This is a genomic window from Microbacterium sp. 22303 (genome assembly GCF_052045265.1).
In the GTDB taxonomy this organism is placed as follows: domain Bacteria; phylum Actinomycetota; class Actinomycetes; order Actinomycetales; family Microbacteriaceae; genus Microbacterium.
Genome location: NZ_JBQEOQ010000004.1, coordinates 14052 through 35296, shown reverse-complemented (window position 1 = coordinate 35296; position 21245 = coordinate 14052). Strand labels below are relative to the sequence as shown.

Annotated in this window: 16 protein-coding genes and 1 pseudogene; 5 read left to right on the top strand and 12 right to left on the bottom strand. The window is 70.9% G+C overall.

All coding sequences use genetic code 11. The features are described from left to right. Window positions 1–102 precede the first annotated feature (102 nt). From ACTJI8_RS12050 to ACTJI8_RS12035, 4 genes are all read right to left on the bottom strand, one after another. A complete protein-coding gene (locus tag ACTJI8_RS12050; protein ID WP_440733682.1) occupies window positions 103–1197 on the bottom strand; it encodes a DUF917 domain-containing protein in 1095 nt (364 codons plus the stop codon). Continuing rightward, window positions 1194–2297 carry a DUF917 domain-containing protein gene (locus tag ACTJI8_RS12045; protein ID WP_440733681.1) on the bottom strand — a complete coding sequence of 368 codons (1104 nt, stop codon included), beginning with the start codon at window positions 2295–2297 and terminating at the stop codon, window positions 1194–1196. The genes ACTJI8_RS12050 and ACTJI8_RS12045 overlap by 4 nt, the downstream gene beginning before the upstream one ends. A gap of 1 nt (window position 2298) precedes the next feature. Next, window positions 2299–3846, bottom strand: a complete 1548-nt coding sequence (locus ACTJI8_RS12040) for a hydantoinase/oxoprolinase N-terminal domain-containing protein (RefSeq protein ID WP_440733680.1) — start codon at window positions 3844–3846, stop codon at window positions 2299–2301. An 86-nt stretch (window positions 3847–3932) separates the two neighbouring features. After that, a complete protein-coding gene (locus tag ACTJI8_RS12035) occupies window positions 3933–5267 on the bottom strand; it encodes a purine-cytosine permease family protein (protein ID WP_440733679.1) in 1335 nt (444 codons plus the stop codon). A 290-nt stretch (window positions 5268–5557) separates the two neighbouring features. Between ACTJI8_RS12035 and hutH the strand changes: the two genes are divergently transcribed. From hutH to hutI, 3 genes and pseudogenes are all read left to right on the top strand, one after another. After that, window positions 5558–7099 carry a histidine ammonia-lyase gene (gene hutH / locus ACTJI8_RS12030; RefSeq protein WP_440733678.1) on the top strand — a complete coding sequence of 514 codons (1542 nt, stop codon included), beginning with the start codon at window positions 5558–5560 and terminating at the stop codon, window positions 7097–7099. Next, a pseudogene (gene hutU / locus ACTJI8_RS12025) lies at window positions 7092–8779 on the top strand (urocanate hydratase). The gene hutH and the pseudogene hutU overlap by 8 nt, the downstream one beginning before the upstream one ends. A 103-nt stretch (window positions 8780–8882) precedes the next feature. Continuing rightward, on the top strand, window positions 8883–10046 hold the full coding sequence (gene hutI / locus ACTJI8_RS12020; protein WP_440733677.1) for an imidazolonepropionase: 1164 nt from the start codon (window positions 8883–8885) through the stop codon (window positions 10044–10046). 35 nt (window positions 10047–10081) lie between these two features. Here hutI and ACTJI8_RS12015 read toward each other — a convergent pair whose 3' ends face one another. The 4 genes from ACTJI8_RS12015 to ACTJI8_RS12000 all read right to left on the bottom strand — a co-directional run bounded on the left by ACTJI8_RS12015 (window position 10082) and on the right by ACTJI8_RS12000 (window position 15356). After that, window positions 10082–11941, bottom strand: coding sequence for a glycogen debranching N-terminal domain-containing protein (locus tag ACTJI8_RS12015; RefSeq protein WP_440733676.1), 1860 nt, complete (start codon window positions 11939–11941; stop codon window positions 10082–10084). Between the two features lie 135 nt (window positions 11942–12076). Continuing rightward, window positions 12077–12955, bottom strand: coding sequence for a carbohydrate ABC transporter permease (locus ACTJI8_RS12010; RefSeq protein WP_440733675.1), 879 nt, complete (start codon window positions 12953–12955; stop codon window positions 12077–12079). Beyond that, complete coding sequence (locus ACTJI8_RS12005) at window positions 12952–14088, bottom strand: carbohydrate ABC transporter permease (RefSeq protein ID WP_440733674.1); 1137 nt, start codon at window positions 14086–14088, stop codon at window positions 12952–12954. The genes ACTJI8_RS12010 and ACTJI8_RS12005 overlap by 4 nt, the downstream gene beginning before the upstream one ends. 2 nt (window positions 14089–14090) lie before the next feature. Next, window positions 14091–15356, bottom strand: a complete 1266-nt coding sequence (locus tag ACTJI8_RS12000) for a sugar ABC transporter substrate-binding protein (RefSeq protein ID WP_440733673.1) — start codon at window positions 15354–15356, stop codon at window positions 14091–14093. 176 nt (window positions 15357–15532) lie between these two features. Here ACTJI8_RS12000 and ACTJI8_RS11995 point away from each other — a divergent pair, with 176 nt between their 5' ends. Then, a complete protein-coding gene (locus ACTJI8_RS11995) occupies window positions 15533–16528 on the top strand; it encodes a LacI family DNA-binding transcriptional regulator (RefSeq protein ID WP_440733672.1) in 996 nt (331 codons plus the stop codon). Window positions 16529–16581: 53 nt separating this feature from the next. Continuing rightward, window positions 16582–17229: an SDR family oxidoreductase gene (locus ACTJI8_RS11990; protein ID WP_440733671.1), complete on the top strand. Its 648-nt coding sequence runs from the start codon at window positions 16582–16584 to the stop codon at window positions 17227–17229. 13 nt (window positions 17230–17242) lie between these two features. On the opposite strand, the gene ACTJI8_RS11985 is transcribed toward ACTJI8_RS11990, so the two are convergent. The 4 genes from ACTJI8_RS11985 to ACTJI8_RS11970 all read right to left on the bottom strand — a co-directional run bounded on the left by ACTJI8_RS11985 (window position 17243) and on the right by ACTJI8_RS11970 (window position 21217). Beyond that, window positions 17243–17617 (bottom strand): DUF2568 domain-containing protein, encoded by a 375-nt coding sequence (locus ACTJI8_RS11985; RefSeq protein WP_440733670.1) that lies wholly within the window; start codon window positions 17615–17617, stop codon window positions 17243–17245. A gap of 7 nt (window positions 17618–17624) precedes the next feature. After that, window positions 17625–18527, bottom strand: a complete 903-nt coding sequence (locus ACTJI8_RS11980) for an agmatinase family protein (protein ID WP_440733669.1) — start codon at window positions 18525–18527, stop codon at window positions 17625–17627. Window positions 18528–18788: 261 nt separating this feature from the next. Then, the gene (locus ACTJI8_RS11975) at window positions 18789–19610 is read right to left on the bottom strand and encodes a DUF559 domain-containing protein (RefSeq protein WP_440733668.1); all 822 of its coding nucleotides are present in this window, start codon (window positions 19608–19610) and stop codon (window positions 18789–18791) included. A 332-nt stretch (window positions 19611–19942) separates the two neighbouring features. Further along, on the bottom strand, window positions 19943–21217 hold the full coding sequence (locus ACTJI8_RS11970; RefSeq protein ID WP_440733667.1) for a DUF445 domain-containing protein: 1275 nt from the start codon (window positions 21215–21217) through the stop codon (window positions 19943–19945). Window positions 21218–21245 lie beyond the last annotated feature (28 nt).

The window sequence follows — 21245 nt, the reverse complement described above, 5'->3', positions numbered from 1 at the left end:
TCCCCGGCTCGTAGTCGCCACGCCATCGTCCCAGACTAGAGGCCTCGCATCGGATCCGGATCGGATCCAGGGGCCGGTTCGGGTTCGGCTCCTGGATCAGGCTCAGACGCCCAGCCGCTCGACCGGGCGGAACGGCTCGGCGAGACCGAAGGCGGAGGGGCCGAAGGCCGCGAGGGCGCCCTCGGTGCGCATCATGTCCGGCGTCGAGATGCCGAGAACGCGCACGCGCTGGCCGTAGCGCAGCCCCTCGGTCGTGATGGGCTCGGCGGTCTCGTGATCCACGACGCAGATGAGATCCGGCACGATGGCGACGACCTCGCCGTCGTGCCGGGCGATGAGGTTCTCGTTCTGGAACAGGATCTCGAAAGAGCCGTCGCCCTGGAGCGGCGCGATCACGGCGCGTCCCTTCGCGAATCCCTCGGTGGTGCGGCGCTCGACGTCGACGACCTTGCCCACGGCGAGCTCGCGTACGTGGGCGTAGAGGGTGCGGGAGAGCGTGTCGGCGATCGCCTCGAAGGGGGAGCGGTGCTCTGCGCGGGCCTCGCGGATCGCGCGGCCGAGGGCGAGCGCCATCGAGATCGTGCGCGGAACGGCGGTCCGGCGCACGTCCGCGCCGGACATCGCATACTCCGCGATGTGCCCGACGCCGCCGAGGCGGATGGTGATCGCGCGGGCGAGCCACTCCATCTGGCGGTCGTCGTCGCCGGTGTCGATGATGACGGTCTCCCCGCGCTCGCCGGCGAGGGCGAGGGGCGAGCCGTGCACGCCGTACACGGCGAACGTCTCCATGGACAGCTCGGGGAAGGCGCGACCCATGCCGTCCGCGTCGACCACCGGAAGCCCGGTCTCCGCGGCGACGACGAGCGGGATCATCGAGTTGATCCCGCCGCACTCGATCGGCATGGTGGCGTCGGCCGTGCGCCCCAGGTGCGCCTCGAGCGCCCTGAGCGCCAGCGTGGGCTCGGTGCCCGCCGGGATCTTCTCGACCATCACGGTCGGCGCGCCCATCTGCGCGGTCGGGATCACGAAGAGATCGTCGGGAAGCTCCTCCGGATCCAGGATCGTGATCGCCCCGTCGCCGAGCACCCGTTCGACGAGCTTGCTGCCGATGTAGGGATCGCCGCCGCCGCCCGTGCCGAGCAGTGTGGCGCCGCGGGCGAGGTCGGGGAGATCAGCGGCCGTGAGCTGCCAGCTCATGCCGCGCCCGCCGTCACGAGGGGTTCTCCGGTCGAGACCGTGCCGTCGTAGCGATGGGCCGGCATGTCGTAGCCGAAGTAGTCGGGACCGACCATCGCGAGCGCCTCGGCGGAGTGCCAGCGCTCGTCGGCCGGGGCCGCGAGCACGCGCACGCGCTGGCCGTAGCGGAGGGCCTCTGTCGTGATCGGCTCCCCGGACTCGCCCTCGACGACCATGATGAGGTCGGGCGTGGTGGCGAGGATCCGCCCGTCGGCCTCGGCGACGAGGTGCTCGTTCTGGAACTGCAGGGTGAGCGCGGCACCGCCCTCGCCCTCGATTCGGGCGCGACCACGGGCGAAGCCGGTCGTCGTGGCGCGCTGCACGTCGATCACCTTCCCGTCGAAGAGCTCGCGTCCGGAGAGCTCGCGGACCGCGGCCTCGACCGGATCGGTCTTCGCTGCACGGGCCTCCGCGATCGCCCGCCCCACGGTGATGCACCGCGAGAGCGAGCCGCCGACGAGGCCCGCGCGGGCCTGTGCGCCCGTCATGGAGAACCCGGCGATCATCGTGGAGCAGCCCATCTCGACGGTCGCGACGCGTGCAATCCGCTCCGTCCAGGTGTTGTCGATCGTCTGCAGGACCGCGACGTTGCCCTTCTCGTCGCTGAGCGCGAGGGGCGAGGCGGTGACGCCGATGAGCGTGGGCAGCACCATCTGCAGTTCGGGGAACGCGCGGCCCATGCCGTCGGCGTCCACGAGCGGCAGTCCGAGCGCGGCGGCGGCCGCGACGGGGATCGTCGAGTTCACGCCGCCCACCTCGGCGCACGCGATGTGGGTGACGGGCCGTCCCAGATGCGAGCCGAGGGCGCGCACGGGCTCGACGACCTCGTCCAGGCTCGGGAGCTTCTCCACCATGACGGTCGGTGCGCCCATCATCGCGACGAACAGCACGTGCGCGTCGTCGGGGACTTCGGCGAGGTCGAGGACGGGGACGGGCCCGTCCGACAGCGCCTGCCGGGCGAGGAGGGATCCGATGTAGGGATCGCCGCCGCCGCCGGTGCCGAACACGGCGGCGCCGCGGGCGAGATCCTCGATCTGCGCGGTGTCGATCTGCCAGCCCATCTCAGGCCCCCATGTCCAGGTCGCCGACGGCCTTGGCGCGGATGCGCGTGGCGTTGCCGGGCAGGTACGGGATCGGGACCTCGTCGAAGTCGATGATCGCGACCGTGGACGGCTTCGCGCCGGCGGCGATCGCCTTGTCGACGGCCTCGGCGCGGACGGCCGCGATGGTCTCGTCGCGCGCGCCGGCGGCGATCGCGTAGACCTTGTCGATCTCGCCGCCGACCTGGGCGATCGACGCGCCGATCGCGTTCGCGACCGCATAGTTCTCCGGGCGGTGCACGGGGCCGAACGGCTCCAGAACGTCGGGGAGCAGGATGGATCCGCCGCCGACCGCGACGACTGCGATCGGGTCGGGGGAGGTGCGCATCCGGTCCACGGCCTCCGCGACCCGCTCGGCGATGCGCGCGAGCACGCGCGCCACGAACTCCGGATCGAGGTGCGCGACCTTCGCGGGGTCGCCGACCTCGGCGCGCCCCGCCGCGACCGCGATGTCGGTCGCGGTGAGGGTCGAGCCGCCGAAGACGAGCGCTTCTGTGCCGAGGCGGTAGCCGACCGAGGCGGGGCCGACCTCGGCGGTCTCCTCGTCCACGATGCTCCCGCCGCCGATGCCGAGGGAGAGCACGTCGGGCATGCGGAAGTTCGTGCGGATGCCGGCGACCTTCACCTCGTTCGCGGTCTCGCGGGGGAAGCCGTTCACGAGCAGGCCGATGTCCGCCGTGGTGCCGCCCACATCGATCACGGCGCAGTCCTGCAGGCCGCTCGTGGCCGCGGCTCCGCGCATCGAGTTGGTCGGGCCGGAGGCGAAGGTCGCGACGGGATAGCGGCGCACGTACTCGTCGTCCATGAGCGTGCCGTCGTTCTGGCTGAGGAAGATCGGCGCCTCGATGCCGTGCGCCCGGACGGCGGCGGTGAGGCCGTCGACGATCTCGGAGGCGAGCTCGCGCAGGGCGGCGTTGATGATCGTCGCGTTCTCGCGCTCGAGGATGCCGATCCGGCCGATCTCGTGCGAGAGGGAGATCGCCACGTCGTCGCCGAGGACCTCGCCGAGGATCTCCGCGGCGCGCACCTCGAGGTCGTGGTTGACCGGGCTGAACACGGCCGAGATCGCGACAGAGCGGATCCCGTGCGCCTTCATGTCCGCGGCGATCCGGCGCAGCTCCTCGGGATCGAGCGGCGAGATCGGGCGGCCGTCGAACTCGTAGCCGCCGTGCGCGAGATAGCTGCGCGCCTGAGCGGCCTCGAGCAGTTCACCGGGCCAGTCCACGAGCGGAGGGAGGGCGCGGGTCGCGGGCAGGCCGAGCCGCAGGGCCGCGGTGGGCGCGAGGCGGCTGGCCTGCACGAGCGCGTTGATGAAGTGCGTCGTGCCGATCATGACGGCCTCGATGTCGGATCCCTCGAACGGGTGGTGCGCCCGCAGATCCTCGATCGCCTGCACGATCCCGTCGGTCACGTCGGGGGTGGTGGAGTGCTTCACCCCGGCGAGGGTGCGGGCGCCGTCCATGAGGACGGCATCCGTGTTGGTGCCGCCGACGTCGATGCCGATGTGCATGGTTCTCGCTTTCTCGGTGGTTCTGGGACGAATGGTCCCGTCGCGGGGCGTCGGAAGGCGCCGCACCCCGCGACGGAGTCTGGGGATCAGGCGGCCGCGGCCTCGGCAGGATCGGCCTGACGGGTGGGGACGGCGCCGACCCCGCGGACGAGGCCCAGCTTGCCCGCCACGATGTACAGCACCATCGAGAGGAACAGGCTGACGAGGGACGGGATCCCCCAGGTCACGAAGTAGCCGACGAGCGACGAGACCACCCAGACCACGATCGTGGCGGGGACGATGCGCGGGGCGGAGGCGGGCAGCACGCCCTCCTCACGGCTGGCGTCGAGGTCCCCGCGCCAGCGGCGGACGATGAAGTACTCGGCGACCATGATGCCCGCGATGGGCGGGAACGCCACGCTCAGCACGATGAGGAACTGGGTGAACTGCCCGAGGATCCCCGCGGCGGCGAGGACGGATCCGACGATGCCGAGGACGATCGTCGTCGTCACGCGGTGCAGGTTCTTGCCGAACGTCGTCGAGACGAAGTTCACCAGGCCCAGGGCCGACGAGTAGAGGTTCCAGTCGTTGATCTTGAGCGTTCCGGTGATGACGATGATGAGGCCGACCAGGCCGACCGAGCTCGTGACGATCGCGACGATGTCGCCGGACTTCGCGGCGTGCGCGAGGAGCACGCCGGCCAGGCCGATCACGAACTCGCCGAGCGTGACGCCCACGACGGTCTGCTTGACGACGTCGGCGCGGGAGCGGTTGAAGCGCGTCATGTCGCCGGTGATGATGGCGCCGACGATGAGGCCGCCGGCGACGATGCCGGTGCCGGCCCAGACGCTGATGTGCGGGCCCGGTGCCGGGCTCGTGAGCAGTGTGCCGAGGTCGTGACGGCTGAGCTCCGAGATCACGGACCAGCCCACGAGCACGAGGAACAGGGGCACGGTGATGTTCGCGAGCCACTGCATGCCGAGGAAGCCGAAGGCCACGATCGCGGTGACGGCGAGGCCGAACAGCAGGCTCCACAGCCAGGTCGGCAGCACGCCGGGCATGAGCGCGTCGAGCGACTGCGCGGAGATCGCGGACTGGATGCCGAACCAGCCGATGAGGCTGATGCCGATCGCGAGGCCCACGAGCGCCGCGCCGATCTCGCCGAAGCCTGTCCAGCGGGCGAGGAGGGCCGTGTTCAGGCCCTCGCGCTGCCCGATGAATCCGACGATGCACATGATGACCTCGAGGATGACGGATCCGAGCAGGAACGCGAGCGCGGCCTCCCCGAAGGTCATCCCGTATCCCAGCGTCGCGCCGAGGAGGAACTGCGACAGGGCGGAGACCTGGCCGAAGCGCTGTACGGCGATGCCGAACCAGGGCTTTCGCGCTTCGGGAGTCACGCGGGAGAGGGCGAAGTCGTCGTGCGGCGCGATACGGGCCATGGTGGTTTCCTTCGGGCGGAAGAGGATGGTGCCGCTCACGCTAGTGACGCGTTGCGCGACCCACCATGTGCGATCCGCACTGATCTCATCATCTGTTCGACATTTCGCACATCTTGTGCGTCGGATGTCGGGAGTTGCGGGAGGATCCAGGCTCGCTCGATCCCGATCCCTCCCGGGTCGCCCGGGGCCCATCAGGGCGGTGCGCAGCCTTCGTCTACATGTCTGTGATTCCAGACAGGACGTCGTCCCGGGCACTGTCCGAGCGGCGGCCGAGGGTGTGAAATCGTCTCATGCCCCACACTTCCCCCGTCACCATCGGTGCGGCGCCCCTGCGCCCCGAGGATGTCGTCTCCGTTGCCCGCTACCTCGCACCGGTCGTCATCGACGCCGGTGCGCTCGACCGCGTCGCCGCCTCCCGCGGCGTCATCGAAGGCATGGCCGCCGACCCCAAGCCGCATTACGGCGTCTCGACGGGCTTCGGCGCCCTCGCCACGACCTTCATCGCCCCCGAGCGTCGCCGCCAGCTGCAGCTCAGCCTGATCCGCTCGCACGCGGCCGGCACCGGACCCGAGGTCGAGACCGAGGTGGTCCGCGGCCTGCAGCTGCTGCGCCTGCAGACGCTCGCGTCCGGCCACACCGGCGTGCGCCCCGTCGTCGTCGAGACCTACGCCGCGATGCTCAACGCCGGCATCACCCCGATCGTCCGCGAATACGGCTCGCTGGGCTGCTCGGGCGACCTGGCCCCGCTCGCCCACGTGGCGCTCGCCAGCATGGGCGAGGGCGACGTCCGCAACGCCGCCGGCGATCTCGTCCCGGCCGCCGACGCGCTCGCCGCCGCCGGCATCGCGCCCCTCGAACTGCAGGAGAAGGAGGGCCTCGCCCTCATCAACGGCACCGACGGCATGCTCGGCATGCTGTCGCTCGCGCTGCACGACCTCGACAACCTCTTCATCACCGCCGACATCTCGGCCGCGATGTCGATCGAGTCGCAACTCGGCACCGACGCGGTCTTCGCGAGCGATCTCATGGCGCTGCGCCCGCAGATCGGCCAGGCCGTCTCCGCAGCGCACCTGCGCGCCTTCCTCGGATCCTCCCCGATGGTCGCCAGCCACAAGGGTCCGGACGACGGCCGCGTACAGGACGCCTACTCGCTGCGCTGCTCGCCGCAGGTGCACGGTGCCGCCCGGGACACCGCGTCCTACGCCACCATGATCGCCGAGCGGGAGCTCGCGAGCGTCGTCGACAACCCCGTCGTCACCAGCGACGGCCGGATCGAGTCCAACGGCAACTTCCACGGCGCCCCCGTCGCGGCCGTGCTCGACTTCCTCGCGATCTCGGTCGCCGACGTGGCCTCGGTGGCCGAGCGCCGCACCGACCGTGCGCTCGACCCCGCGCGCAGCCACGGCCTGCCGCCGTTCCTCGCGGACGAGGTCGGCGTCGACTCCGGCCTGATGATCGCGCAGTACGCGGCCGCCGGCATCGTCTCCGAGCTCAAGCGCCTCGCCGTGCCGGCCTCGGTCGACTCGATCCCGTCCTCCGCGATGCAGGAGGACCACGTCTCGATGGGATGGGCCGCGGCCCGCAAGCTCCGTCGCGCGATCGACGGCCTCGGCCGCGTGCTCGCGATCGAGATCCTCACCGGCGCCCGCGCGCTCGACCTGCGCGCGCCGCTCGAGGCCGGACCCGCCACCGGCGCCGTCCGCGACCTCGTCCGCACCGTGGCCGGCGGCCCCGGCCCGGACCGATTCCTCAGCCCTGACATGGAGGCCGTGACTGCGCTCGTGCAGTCCGGCCAGATCGCTGCGATTGCGAAGGAGCACGCGAATGACTGACACCACCACCACTGCCGGCCCGACCCTGTCGGACCCGACCCGTTCGATCCGCGCCCCCCGCGGCAACGAGCGCACCGCGAAGAGCTGGGGCGCCGAGGCCGCCAAGCGCATGCTCATGAACAACCTCGATCCCGAGGTCGCCGAGCACCCCGAGGACCTCGTGGTCTACGGCGGCACCGGCCGCGCGGCGCGCAACTGGGAGGCCTACGACGCGATCGTGCGCACCCTCGACGAGCTCGAGCCCGACGAGACCCTGCTCGTGCAGTCCGGCAAGCCGGTCGGCGTGTTCCGCACGCACGAGTGGGCGCCGCGCGTGCTCATCGCCAACTCCAACCTGGTCGGCGACTGGGCCACCTGGCCCGAGTTCCGCAAGCTCGAGGCCGAGGGCCTGATGATGTACGGCCAGATGACGGCCGGATCCTGGATCTACATCGGATCCCAGGGCATCCTGCAGGGCACCTACGAGACGTTCGCCGCGGTCGCGCGCTCGCTCGGCAAGGAGTCGCTCAAGGGCACCCTGTCGCTCACCGGCGGCGCCGGCGGCATGGGCGGCGCGCAGCCGCTCGCCGTCACGCTGAACGACGGCGCATGCCTGATCGTGGACGTGGACGAGTCGCGTCTCGCGCGCCGCGTCGACCACGGCTACCTGGACGTGTACTACACCGACCTCGACGAGGCCATCGCCCGCGCCGTCGCCGCCAAGGACTCCGGTGAGGCGCTCTCCGTCGGCATCGTCGGCAACGCCGCCGAGGTCTTCCCCGAGCTGTTCCGCCGCGGCGTGCCGATCGACATCGTGACCGACCAGACCAGCGCGCACGACCCGCTCGCCTACCTGCCCATCGGCATCTCGGTGGAGGACTGGAAGGCCGAGGCCGAGCGCGACCCCGAGAGTTCACCCGCCGTTCGCGCGAGGCCATGGCCGCGCACGTCCGGGCGATGGTCGCGTTCCAGGACGCGGGCGCCGCGGTGTTCGACTACGGCAACTCGATCCGTGCCGAAGCGGTCCTCGGCGGCTTCGACCGCGCATTCGAGTTCCCCGGCTTCGTGCCGGCGTACATCCGTCCGCAGTTCGAAGAGGGCCGCGGCCCGTTCCGCTGGGCTGCGCTCTCGGGCGACCCGGAGGACATCTACAAGACCGACCGCGCCATCGCCGAGCTTTTCCCGGAGGACGCCGCCCTGCACCGCTGGCTGGAGAAGGCCGGCGAGAAGGTGCACTTCGAAGGACTCCCCGCGCGCATCTGCTGGCTGGGTTACAAGGAGCGGCACCTGGCGGGCCTGAAGTTCAACGAGATGGTCGCCTCGGGCGAGCTGTCCGCCCCGATCGTCATCGGCCGCGACCACCTCGACTCCGGCTCCGTCGCCAGCCCGTACCGCGAGACCGAGGCCATGAAGGACGGATCCGACGCGATCGCCGACTGGCCGCTGCTCAACGCGCTGCTGAACACGTCCTCGGGCGCGAGCTGGGTGTCGCTGCACCACGGCGGCGGCGTCGGCATCGGCCGCTCCATCCACGCCGGTCAGGTGACCGTCGCCGACGGATCCGCGCTGGCCGCCGAGAAGCTCGAGCGCGTGCTCACCAACGACCCGGGCACCGGCGTGATGCGTCACGTCGACGCCGGCTACGACCACGCGAAGGACATCGCGCGCGAGCGCGGCCTCAAGGTCCCGATGGGGCTCTGAGCGGTTCCGACCCACATCACGCGTCCCGCCTTTTTTCTGTGCCCGGGCGTTTCGAAGAGTCCGACACAAGGCGGGACGCACCACTCTGCGGAAGGCTGAGGACATGCGGATCCTGATCACCAACATCGGCGAGCTCACGACGAACGTCGCGGACGGCGACGACCTCTGCGGCACCCTGCACGACGCCGCCGTGCTCATCGAGGGCGAGCGGGTCGCCTGGGTCGGCTCGGCGGCCGACGCGCCGGCGGCCGACGAGATCGTGGACGCGGAGGGCCGCGCTGTGATCCCCGGCTTCGTGGACAGCCACAGCCACCTCGTCTTCGGCGGCGACCGCGCTGCCGAGTTCGAGGCGCGGATGCAGGGGCAGAAGTATGCCGCCGGCGGCATCCGATCGACCGTGGCCGCCACACGCGCGGCGACCGACGACGAACTGCGGATCCGCCTGCGCGGTTTCCTCGACGAGATGCTCGCGCAGGGCACCACCACCGTCGAGATCAAGAGCGGCTACGGCCTCGACGTCGCGACCGAGCAGCGCCTCGTGCGCCTCGCCGCGGAGGTCACCCGCGAGGTCACCTTCCTCGGCGCGCACGTCGTGCCGGCCGAGTACGCCGACCGCGGCGACGACTACGTCGACCTCGTGGTCGGCGAGATGCTCGACGCCTGCGCCCCGCACGCCAAGTGGATCGACGTGTTCTGCGAGACCGGCGCGTTCACCGTGCCGCAGTCCCGCCGGGTGCTGGAGGCCGGCATCGCCCGCGGCCTGCAGCCGCGCGTGCACGCGAGCCAGCTGGGTCCGGGCGAGGGCGTGCAGCTCGCGGTCGAGCTCGGTGCGGCCTCGATCGACCATGGCACCTACCTGACCGACGCGGACGTGGCCGCGCTCGCGGGATCCGACACGGTCCTCACCCTGCTGCCCGGCGTGGAGTTCTCCACCCGGCAGCCCTATCCGGATGCCCGCCGGCTCATCGACGCCGGGGTGACCGTGGCGATCGCCTGCGACACCAATCCCGGGTCGAGCTTCACCTCGTCCATGTCGTTCTGCATCGCCGTCGCCGTGCGGGACATGCGCATGACCGTCGCCGAGGCGATCCACGCGGCGACCGCCGGAGGAGCCGCGGCCCTGCGCCGTGACGACATCGGCCGCATCGCCCCTGGGATGCGCGCCGACCTCGTGCTCCTGAAGAGCCCGAGCCGGGTGCACCTCGCGTACCGCCCCGGCGTGCCGCTCGTCGACGCGGTGTGGAAGGACGGCGTGCGCGCGGTCTGATCCTCCCCGTAGGACTCAGCCCAACGCGTCCGGACTCAGCCCAACGCGTCCGCGCACACGGCGGCCGCTGCGGCGGACCATGCCTGCGGACGGCAGGATGCCGGGTACGGCACGGGGGTGACGCCGAGCACACGGGCATCTCCTGCATGCAATTCGGGCATCCGGTAGCCGAACCCCTCGGCGGCGTCCACGAGCTGCTGCGCGATGTCGGCGGCCTCGGCCCGCAGACCCGCTCGCAGCAATCCGTGCACGGCGATCGCGGTGTCGTGCGCCCAGACGCTGCCGCCGTGGTAGCTCAACGGCCAGAATCCCGCCGCCCCCGACGACATCGTGCGGATCCCGAACCCGCTCGACATCGAGTCGCCGAGCAGCAGCGCCGCGCAGGCGCGCTCCTCGTCGGGATCCAGCAGGCCGGTGCCGATCAGGTGCCCGATGTTGCTCGTGAGCGAATCGACCGCGGCGCCGTGGGCGTCCAGAGCGATCGCGGGATAGCGGCCCTCGGGCGTGGTCACCCAGAACGCGGTGCGGAACCGGGTGCGGAGATCCACCGCCCAGGCGCGCAGTGCGTTCCCGCCGTCCTCGCCGAGCGCATCGAGCAGGCCGGCGCCGCGCACCGCCGCCTCGTAGGCGTACGCCTGCACCTCGCTGAGAGCGATGGGACCCTCGGCGAGGCGCCCGTCGCGCCACTGGATCGAGTCGCCGGAGTCCTTCCAGCCCTGGTTCGCGAGGCCGTGCCCGGTCTCGTCGACGTAGTCGATGAACCCGGATCCGCTCGCGTCGCCGTGGTCGATCATCCAGGCCAGCGCCGCTCGCAGATTCGGCAGCAGCTCGCGCACCTCCGCCTCGGGCATGCCCGCATCGCGAGCGTCGGCGAGCAGACACACCCAGAGCGGGGTGGCATCGACTGTGCCGTAGTACAGCGGGGGGAGGTGCACGCCCTCGCTCGGCAGCGACAGCGCACCGCTGCGCAGCTCGTGCGGGATCTTCCCTGGCGCCTCGGCCGTGGCCGGATCCTTCTTCGTGCCCTGCAGGCGGGCGAGCACCCGCAGCGTCGAGGCGGCGATCGCCGGATCCTGGCGGAGCGCGAGCCGCGCAGCCCAGATCGAGTCGCGGCCGAACAGGGTGAAGAACCACGGCGCCCCGGCGGCGTAGAAGGCGTCGTCCGGATGGGCGGGCAGGGCCAGGCGCAGTGCGGAGAGGTCGCCGGCAGCACGGTGCAGCCAGCGCCGCAGCCGCGGATCCCGGGTCTCGGGCACGGCAGGACAGGCGGGGGTGCCTGGCGAGGTGACGACAAGCGTCGGATCCTCGAGCGCCAGGTCGAAGGAGAAGCCCACCGCCGCGCGCGGCGGCAGCACGGCGGTCCAACGGATCACGAGGGCTTCCTCGGCCGTGATCGTCGCGTCGGGCGCGGTCAGGGCGAACGACCCGGTGCCCGAGGATGCGCGCTCGCCGTCCCAGCCCCATGCACCGGCGTCGGCGAGGCCCGCCTTGACGCGCTGCAGGGGCTCGAAGTCGGGCACGAGGCGCACGGTGACGTCGACCGGTACCGGAATCTCGCGGTGCGAGGAGATCCGGATCTCCTCCGAGACGCCGCCGGGGCGCACCGTGCGGGTGCGTTCGAGGCGCACCTTGGGGTCGGGCTGGTCGTCGTCGAGGCCGCGCAGCACGCTCGTGAACACGGCGCGCTGCGGGGACGGAGAGGACGACGCGATCGCTTCGATCGCGGTGCCGTCGACCGCGACCGTCAGCGACCGCACATGCCGGACGTCGCCGTGATAGACACCGTGGATGGGCGCGGAGCCCATGTCCCCGGTCTCGTCCGACCACACCTGAGTCGGCGCCTGGAGTGCGATGACGGCGTCGTTCAGGAGGGGCTGCAGCGGGGTGTCGGTCATGTGGCTCCTTCGTGAGGGGCGGGCGGGTGTGCGGGTGTGCGGTGGCCGGACGTTGATGAGGGCGGGTTCAGCGGAGGGGAGGAGAGGGCAGAGCCGGGCCTCCGCACGACGCGAGCATCGTGGGGGAGCCGGCGGTCACTCCTTCACCGCCCCGTCACTGGAGTTCATGATGCGCTTCTGGAACACGAAGAACATCACGGCCACGGGGATCGTCATGATGATCGCCGCCGCGAGCTTGAGCGGATACTGCCGGCCCTGACTGAGCTGGCCGTTGGCGAGCTGCGCCACGCCCTTGGTGAGGGTGGTCAGCTCGGGGGACTGCGTCGACACGATGAAGTGGGCCAGCTCGTTCCAGGATCCCTGGAACGAAAGGATCACGATCGTGATCAGTGCGGGTCGTGCCATCGGCAGCACGACCGACCAGAACACCCGGAAGGTGCCCGCACCGTCGATCCGCGCCTGCTCCTCGACCGAGGCCGGGATCGACTCGAAGAAGTTCTTCATGATGAAGACCCCGGCAGCGTCCACGAGGAGCGGCAGGATCATGCCTGCGTAGGAGTCGTACATGCCGAGCGTGTTGATCACGAGGAACTTCGGGATCAGCAGCACCACGGTCGGCACGCTCATGACGGCGACGAGTCCGGCGAACACGGCGTTGCGCCCGCGGAAGCGGAGCCGGGCGAGCGCGTAGCCCGCGAGCGAGTTGAAGAAGACCCTGCCCGCCGTGACCACGATCGTGACGATCACGGAGTTCTTGAACCACGTGGGGAAGTCGCTGCGCAGGAACAACTGCGTGTACGCCTCGGTCGTGAACGTCTGCGGCACGATCGCGAGCGGGTTCGTCGCCGCGTCCGGGTCTGTCTTGAAGCTCGTCGCGACCTGGATGAGGAAAGGGTAGATGTAGACGAGCGCGAGGGCGATGAGCAGCGCGTACAGGACCGAAGTGGAGGCGATCCGCACGGTGCCCCAGCGCTTGCGCCGAGCGACGAACGGGGCGGGAGCGGTGGCGGTCATCGCGGTGCTCCTTCACTCGTGGCGGGTGCTCGGTCGGCGGCGGCGCGTGCGACGGCGCGTTGCGCGGCCTCCACGTACGGCCGGTTGCGGCGACGGGACACGGTTCGCTCGCGCAGCGCCCAGCGCTGCACGAGCGTGAAGACGATGATGATCACGAACAGGATGAACGCGATCGCGGCGCCCTGGCCCCATTCCTGATTGATGAACGACGACTGGTACGACTGGTATGCGGGCGTGATCGTCGTCTTCGCCGGCTGGCCGCGGGTGCCGGTGTAGATCTGGTCGAAGATCTGCCAGCAGCCGATGAGTCCGAGCGTGAGGACGGTGAACAGCGTGGGCCGCAGCTGCGGGAGCGTGACCCGCCAGAACCGCTGCCATCCGTTCGCGCCATCCATCATGGCCGCCTCCTGCACCTCGCCGGAGATGTTCTGCAGTGCGGCGAGGAACAGCAGCATGAAGGTTCCGCTCGTGGTGAAGATCGCCATGATGATGTAGACGCACATCGCGACGCTGGGGCCGCCGATCCAGTCCCAGTAGGAGACGCCGAGGAAGTGGTTCTCCGTCAAGGCCGCAGGGCCGGACGAGGCGCCGAAATGCAGGATCCCGGATGGGTCGTTGAGCCAGTTCGGTCCGTTGATCCCGAGCCAGCCGAGCGCGGCGTTCACGGCCCCCGTGGTGGAGAACAGGAACAGGAAAAGGACCGTGATCGCGACGGAACTCGTCACCGACGGGAAGTAGAACGCGGTGCGGAAGAACCCGCGGCCCTTGAGGATCTGCCGGTTGACGAGCACGGCGAGGAAGAGGCTCAGCGCGGTCTGGCACGGCACCACGAGGATCACGTACCAGGCGTTGTTCTTCAGGCTCATGCCGAAGTCGGCCTCGGCGAGGCCGCCGCCGAGCAGCAGGGCGGCGTAGTTCTTCAGACCCACGAACGAGACGCCGCCGGAGAAGGGCGAGCCGCGCCCGCCCCAGTCGCTCACGCTCACCCAGAGCGCCATGAGCACGGGCACGACCAGGAACAGGCCGAGCAGGATCAGCATCGGGGCGGTGAACAGCCACCCCGATGCGGTCTCACCGCGCCGCAGTCCAGGGTGGGACGCGGGACGGTGAGACCGCACGGTGGAGGAGGCCATGATTACTTGGTCAGGGCTTCCAGGTTCTTCTGCGTGGCGTCGAGGATCGCCTTCGGGTCGCCCGTCGCGAGCGATCCGAGCTTGCCGTTGAAGTCGGTCACGACGTCGCTGGCGCCCTTGGCGGTCGGCACGCCCTGGGCGTAGTCCGCCCCGTTCAGGAACGGCACGAGAGCGGCATTGTCCTTCTTCCAGGCGTCTGCGGCGGAGGCGATCGACGGCATCGGGCCGAAGGCCTTCGAGAACGCGAGCTGGCTGTCCGCGCTGGTCAGGTGCTCGACGAGGTCGAGGGCGGCCTTCTGGTTCTTGCTGTCGGCCGAGATGCCCCAGCAGTTCGTGAACTGCAGCGTGCCCTTCTTGCCGTCGGGGCCTGCGGGCAGCTCGACCGCCTTGTACTTCACGGTGGGGTAATCGTTCGTCATCGCACCGGTGATCCAGTTGCCCTCCACGACCATCGCGGCCTTCTGGGTGCCGAACGCCTCGCCGCCCCAGCCGGATCCGAGGTCGGCGGCGAACTTCATCGAGCCGTCGCCGAGCAGGCCCTTGAGGTAGTCGAGCGCCTTCACGTTGCCCTCGGCGTCGGCGGTGGCCTTGGTGGAGTCGGCGTTCATCAGCCCTCCGCCGGCGGCGACCATGAAGGCGCCGACGCGCGCGTACTCGCCGCTCATCGACAGGCCGACATGGCCGTCGGCGGTGAGCTTCTTCGAGACGGCGGCGAGCTCATCCCAGGTCTTGGGGACGTCGGCATCCGTGAGGCCGGCCTTCGTCCACATGTCGGTGTTGATCACGAGCTGCAGCGTCGAGAAGTCCTTCGGTGCGCAGTACAGCTGGCCGTCGTAGGTGAACGACTTCAGCAGGCTCGGGTAGAAGTCGTCCTTGTTCTTGAGCAGATCGCCGTACGCGAGCAGGGATCCGTTCGAGGCGTATCCGGCCAGGGCGTCGGTGGACTGGTAGAAGACGTCGGCAGGGGAGCCGGACGCGAAGCCCTGTGACAGCTGCTGGTTCAGGTCGCTCGCCGCGGTCACGGTGGCCTTGACGCCCGAGGTCTTCGACCACGCGGACACGGCGTCGTTCACGGCCTTGGTCTCCGCGTCGCCGGAGGATCCGATGAGGATGTTCAGCGGCTTGTCGGACGATGTGAGCTTCGAGGATCCGGTGCTGCTGCCGGCGTCGCCGCCGGAGAATCCCGAACCGCAGCCGGTGAGTGCGATCGCGCCGGCGAGGACGAGGGCTCCGGCCCCGATCGCGGCGCGCGTGCTGTGCCGTGTCATGTCTCTTCTCCCTTGATGAGCATCCGTGATGATGTGTGCTTCTCGGCGACGACGGAGGCCGTCCCAAGAATTTGAACGATCAAACTCTGTGTCGAATACGCTAGGCGGCAGGGGCGCAGGGTGTCAAGGTGGGAAGGTGGTCCCGGATCCCGTGAAGAATCCGGGGAGGGAGAGACATGGCCAGGACGCCGACCGTCGAGGATGTGGCGGAGCGCGCCGGGGTGTCGCGGCAGACGGTGTCGAACGTGCTGAACACCCCGGCGATCGTGAAGCCCGCCACGCGCGAGCGCGTGCAGCAGGCGATCGTCGAGCTGGGCTATCGCCGGCATGCGGCGGCTCGGCAGCTGCGCACCCGCCGCAGCTCCACGATCGGCATCCACCTGGATCCCTACGTCGGTGGCGTCTCCGGCGTAATCCTGGACCGTTTCGTGCACGCCCTCACCGAGCGCGCCAGCGAGCGCGGCATGCGCATGCTCGTCTACGCCGCCCGGACCGCGGACGATGAGATCGCTCGCCTCGCCGAACTCTGGGAGGGCTCCGAGATCGACGCCGCCATCATCACCGGCACGTTCCACGGCGACCCGCGCACGCGCTGGCTCGGTGAAGCGCGGCTGCCCTTCGTCGCGTTCGGCCGCCCCTGGGGCGAGGACGACCTCGCCGCGCCCGAGCATCTCTGGGTCGACGTCGACGGCGCCGCGGGCACGCGGGCGGCGACCGAGCACGCCCTCGGCTTCGGCCCGAGGGTCGCGTTCCTCGGCTGGCCGACGGGGTCGGGCACCGGCGACGATCGGGAGCGCGGCTGGCGTGAGGCGATGGCCGCGGCCGGGGCCGTGGGGCCGCGCTGGACGAGCGAGGAGGACGTCGCTCTGGCGCGAGCCGTCGTGGCCGCCGCGAGCGCGGACGTGGACGCCGTGGTCTGTGCGAGTGACTCCCTCGCGATCGGCGCGCTCCTCGCGGAGACCGGCAGGTCCGCACGGGTGCCGGTGATCGGGTTCGACAACACGCCGACCGCGGAGGCGCTCGGCTTCTCGAGCGTCGAGCAGCGTCCCGAGGACGTCGCAGCCGCGACCGTGGAACTGCTCATGGGGCCGACCGGCGAGACGGTCACTCCGCGGGACGTTCTGGCGGGCACGGCGCACGCGCTGATCGAGCCGCGTCTGGTCGTGCGCTGAGCGGATCCGGATCGAGCGACCCGTTCTCTCTGGTTCGGGCTTAGCGTGGACGCATGGCACGGATCCTGATCTTCGGCGGCCACGGCAAGGTCGCCCTTCTCCTCGAACCCCTCCTCACGGCGCGCGGCGACCAGGTGACCGCGGTGATCCGCGACGCCGCGCAGATCGACGACCTGCGTGCGACAGGGGCGGATCCCGTGGTCTTCGACGTCGAGTCGGCGTCGAAGGAGGCGATGGCGACGCTGATCGCCGGGCACGACGCCATCGTCTGGTCGGCTGGAGCCGGCGGCGGCTCGGCGGAGCGCACCCGGGCCGTCGACCTCGACGCCGCCGTCCGGTCCATGGACGCGGCCGCCGACGCGGGCGTCGCACGGTACGTGATGGTGTCGTACTTCGGATCCTCGCCCGAGCACGGCATACCCGCGACGGACTCGTTCTTCGCGTATGCCGAGGCGAAGGCGGCGGCCGATGAGGCGCTGCGCGCGTCCGGACTGGAGTGGACCGTGCTCGCGCCGAGCCGGCTCACGCTGGAGGAGCCGACGGGGCGGATCGACGCCACATCGGAGGCCTCGGGCAGCGTATCCCGAGCCGATGTCGCGCACGTCATCGCGCAGACGCTGCTCGAGCCGGCGACCATACGCCGCACGATCCGCTTCAACGAGGGAGACCGGCCGATCGACGAGGCGCTGCGCGAACTCTGAGCGCGCGCTGCGCTCAGTCGCGGTTGAGCACGGCCAGGGCGATCCTGTCCAGCGCCCACGCGGCGAAGAGCGCGACCCCGGCGATGCCGAGCCCGCTCGCCCAGAGCGCCGCTCCCACGGCGCCGAAGAGCGCGGTCTCCAGGAGCACCCGGCCCGCGGAACGGATGCCGAAGCGCGCCTTGGGCGACAGCAGCAGGCCCCAGACGACCGCCAGTACGACGATCGCCACGATGGCGCCCACCCACCCCGGCCAGCCGGGAAGGAGTCGCACTGCGGCGACCGCGGCACCGGCCAGCAGCGCGAGCTCGAGCAGGAACCGCAACCCCAGGGCGGTGCGCAGGGCGGGACCGCCATCGAGGAACGGATCGCGTGCGGGACGGTCGGTCATCGGCGGATCAGCCTCGGCCGGCCAGCGCGGCCAGCAGCTCCAGCACGCACAGTGCGGCGAGGCGCACGGTGCGCGCATCCTCGTCATCGGCGGTGGCATCCACCTCGGCGATGTCGGCGCTGACCACGCGCGGGTCGGAGGCGATGCCCCGCACCAGGGCCCGCAGCTCCCAGGCCGCGAATCCGCCGGGCACGCTCGCCGGGCATCCCGGGGTCGCTGCGCGGTCGCAGGCGTCCACGTCGATATCGAGGTGCACGCGTGAGGCGTCTCCGGCGCCGGCGATCTCCACCGCCTCGGCCACGACGTCGTCGATCCCGCGGCGGCGCACCTCGTCCAGGGTGATCACGCGGATGCCCCAGTCCGCGGCACGCTGGGCGTAGGCGGCGGAGTTCGCGAAGTCCGCGATCCCGATCTGGACGATCCGGTGCGGATCGATCGCGGATCCGTCCGGAGCGTCCTCGACGAGCCGACGCACGGGCGAGCCGTTGGACACCCCGTCGCGCAGGTCGAAGTGCGCATCGATCGTGATGAGGCCTGTGGACCCGGATCCGAGCGCGACAGGGTACGTGAGGGAGTTGTCCCCGCCGAGCGCGATCACGAGGCGCGATGCCGCGGACAGCTCGGACACGCGCGCGATCGCCCGAGCCACGCCCTCGTCACCGTCCGGCTCGTGCACGTCCCCGGCGTCGGCGATCTGCAGTACGGCGTTGAGATCGACCACGGGCGGACCCATCAGGGTCGGGCTGTAGCGGAGCAGTGCGTCGCGGATCGCGGCGGGCGTCGCGTGCGCGCCGGTCGGCGAGAGCGAGGTCCGCCAGGTCGGAACGCCCAGCAGGACGGCGTCGGCGTGCGTGCCGAACGCGGGCCAGTCGCCTCCACGGGGCCAGAGGGGATCGTGCGACAGTGCCATGAGGAGTCCCTTCCCGGACGCGCGGTCGCATCCGCTGTCCAGCGTGCCACTCGCCGGGATCCGCACCGCCGTGCCGGGCTGCGTAGTGTCTGAGAACCGAGACAGGGCGAGTGGTCTATACGTCGCGAGCGGGGCTACGGCTCTCGTCTGGCGCGCCGCGTCAGCCCGGCCTGTCCTCCCGCGGCGATCCGCACATGCTGTGACGATCTGCACACGAAAGAGCCGGATCCGTGTGCAGATCGTGGCATCGTGTGCAGGCCGTCACACTTCGCTCATCGCGGCAAGGATTGCGGCCTGCACGGAGGGCCAATCGTGCACGACCTGCGCGTAGTCGAACCGGAGGGTGCGATAGCCGAGACGAGCAGCGGCCGCGTCGCGCACGAGGTCCGTGTGCCGCTTCGTCTCTCCGTCGTGGTTCTCCCTGCCGTCGACTTCGATGATGAGCCGACCGACCACGAAATCGACTCTGCCGACTCCGTCGATACGCACCTGGCATTCGAGGCGCAGGCCGATCACGTGCAGTCTCAGCCGCAGGAGCGATTCGAGTCCGCTGTCCGCGTCATGCCGCGCGAGATCGACGAGCCACCGGGCCGAGAACGGCAGAGCTTCGCGGATTCGTCGGCGCGCTGCCAAGGGGAGGAGGCGTCGCCTCCAGGCGGACTCGAAGGCGGCGAAGAACGCCTCATCCCCGGCGCAGAGGCGCAGGTGCAGCAGGGCGGTCTCGAGATCCGTCCGACCGAGCGGCGGCGTCCCACGGTAGTAGTGCGGCACGCAGTCGCAGTGCGGATGCGTGTGACCATGCCGCCCCGCGCCCAGCCAGACGTGCGGCCCGGTGATCTCGGGCAGCACCCAGATCCTCAGCGCTGTCAGCACGCTCGCGCAGCTGAGCGCGCCGCCGTGCGCGACCGCGGCGCGGATGTCGGGCGTGATGGGGCCGGCCGCGAACACGCCATCTCGCAGGCGCTCCACTGCGCCTCCTTGTACGGCGCGGGCGAGCGCCGAGCGCGAGAAGCCGAGTCGTTGCAGGTCCGAGCCCCGGGCGATACCGCCGCGACGTCGGATCGTATCGATCAGGGAGAGCATGTCCACAGCGTGACGAACGCGACGGACCCATGGCCGCGAGATCACAGGATCCGTGCACAACCTTCGCCGGCAGCCATCTGTGGAGGACGATCGGCAGGAACGATCAGCACACCATGCGACGATCAGCACAGCGAAACGCTGGATCCGTGTGCCGATCGTGTCAGCGTGTGCAGATCGTGACAGCCCGCGGGCGACAACAGCTGTCGGGCGCACCTCGCCGTCCGCGCCCCGGCCTCGCAAACCCGCCCTGCCCGAGCCGCCCGAGCCGCCCGGCGCCGTCGAGCCGGGCGACGACCGGGGCTACCCCGGGTGGGGGTGTCCGCCCCGGGGTCCTACACGGGGATGACGGCGTGCGCCACCGCGAAGATCGCGAGCCCGGCGAGCGCTCCGACCACGGTGCCGTTCAGGCGGATGTACTGCAGATCGCGGCCGACCATGAGCTCGATCTTCTCCGTGGTCTCGGCCGGATCCCATCGCTCCACGGTGTCGGTGATGATCGAGGCGATGTCGTGCCGGTAGCGGTCGACGAGGAACACCGCGGCGTCCGTGACCCAGCCGTCCACACGGTGCTGCAGCGGGTCCTCGGTGGCCAGGCGATCGCCGAGCTCGCCGATCGCCACGGCGGCGCGACGGCGCAGCCCGCTCTCCGGATCCGCGAGCGCCGACAGCAGCCCGGTCTTCGCCGCGTTCCACGCCTCGGCGGCCAAGGCGCCCACACGCGGGCTGTCGAACAGGGCCGCCTTGGCGTTCTCCAGGCGCGCCCGCGTGGCGGAGTCGTGCTGCAGGTTGTTCGCCAGGCGGGCGAGGTATCCGTCCAGCGCGCGCCGGGCGGGATGGCGCGGATCGGCCTGCACCGCTCGCACGAACCGCACGGCCTCGTTGTAGGCGGCCTCGTCCACGAAGCGGTGGGCCAGCCGCGGCACCCATCCCGGCAGCCGGCGCGAGAGCAGACCCTGGAACGCTGCGGCGTTGCCATCCAGCCAGGTCGCGATGCTGTCGACGGCGAGGTCCACGGCGTCGCGATGGGCGTCGGCTTCGACGATGCGCTGCAGCCAGGCCCCCGCCGGCGTGCCCCACTCCGGTTCGACCAGATGCTCGCGCGCGAGTTCCGCGATCACGCTCTGCACGTCGTCGTCGCTGAGGGCGCGCAGCACAGCGGAGGCGATGGTGGATCCCTCTGTCGCAACCCGTTCCGCATGTGCGGGTACGCGCAGCCAGGATCCGAGTCGCGCGGCGATGGAGGTCTCGGACAGTTTCGTACGCACGACCTCCGCGGAGAGGAAGTTGGTCTCGACGAACTCGCCGAGCGTGCGGCCGATCTCGTCCTTGCGGCTGGGGATGATCGCGGTGTGCGGAATCGGCAGTCCGAGCGGGCGGCGGAACAGGGCTGTCACGGCGAACCAGTCGGCCAGGGCGCCGACCATGCCGCCCTCCGCTGCCGCGCGTACATACTCCAGCCACGGATAGCGCTGCTGCAGCGAGAAGGCCACGACGAACGCGACCGCCATCACGCCGAGAGCGGCGAGGGCGACGGCTTTCATCTGCCGTAGGGCGCGCAGGCGCTCCAGATCCGCCGGGGACAGCAGTGCTTCACGGGCGCGCGCCATGCGCCCATCCTTGCAGAGCCCCACCCGC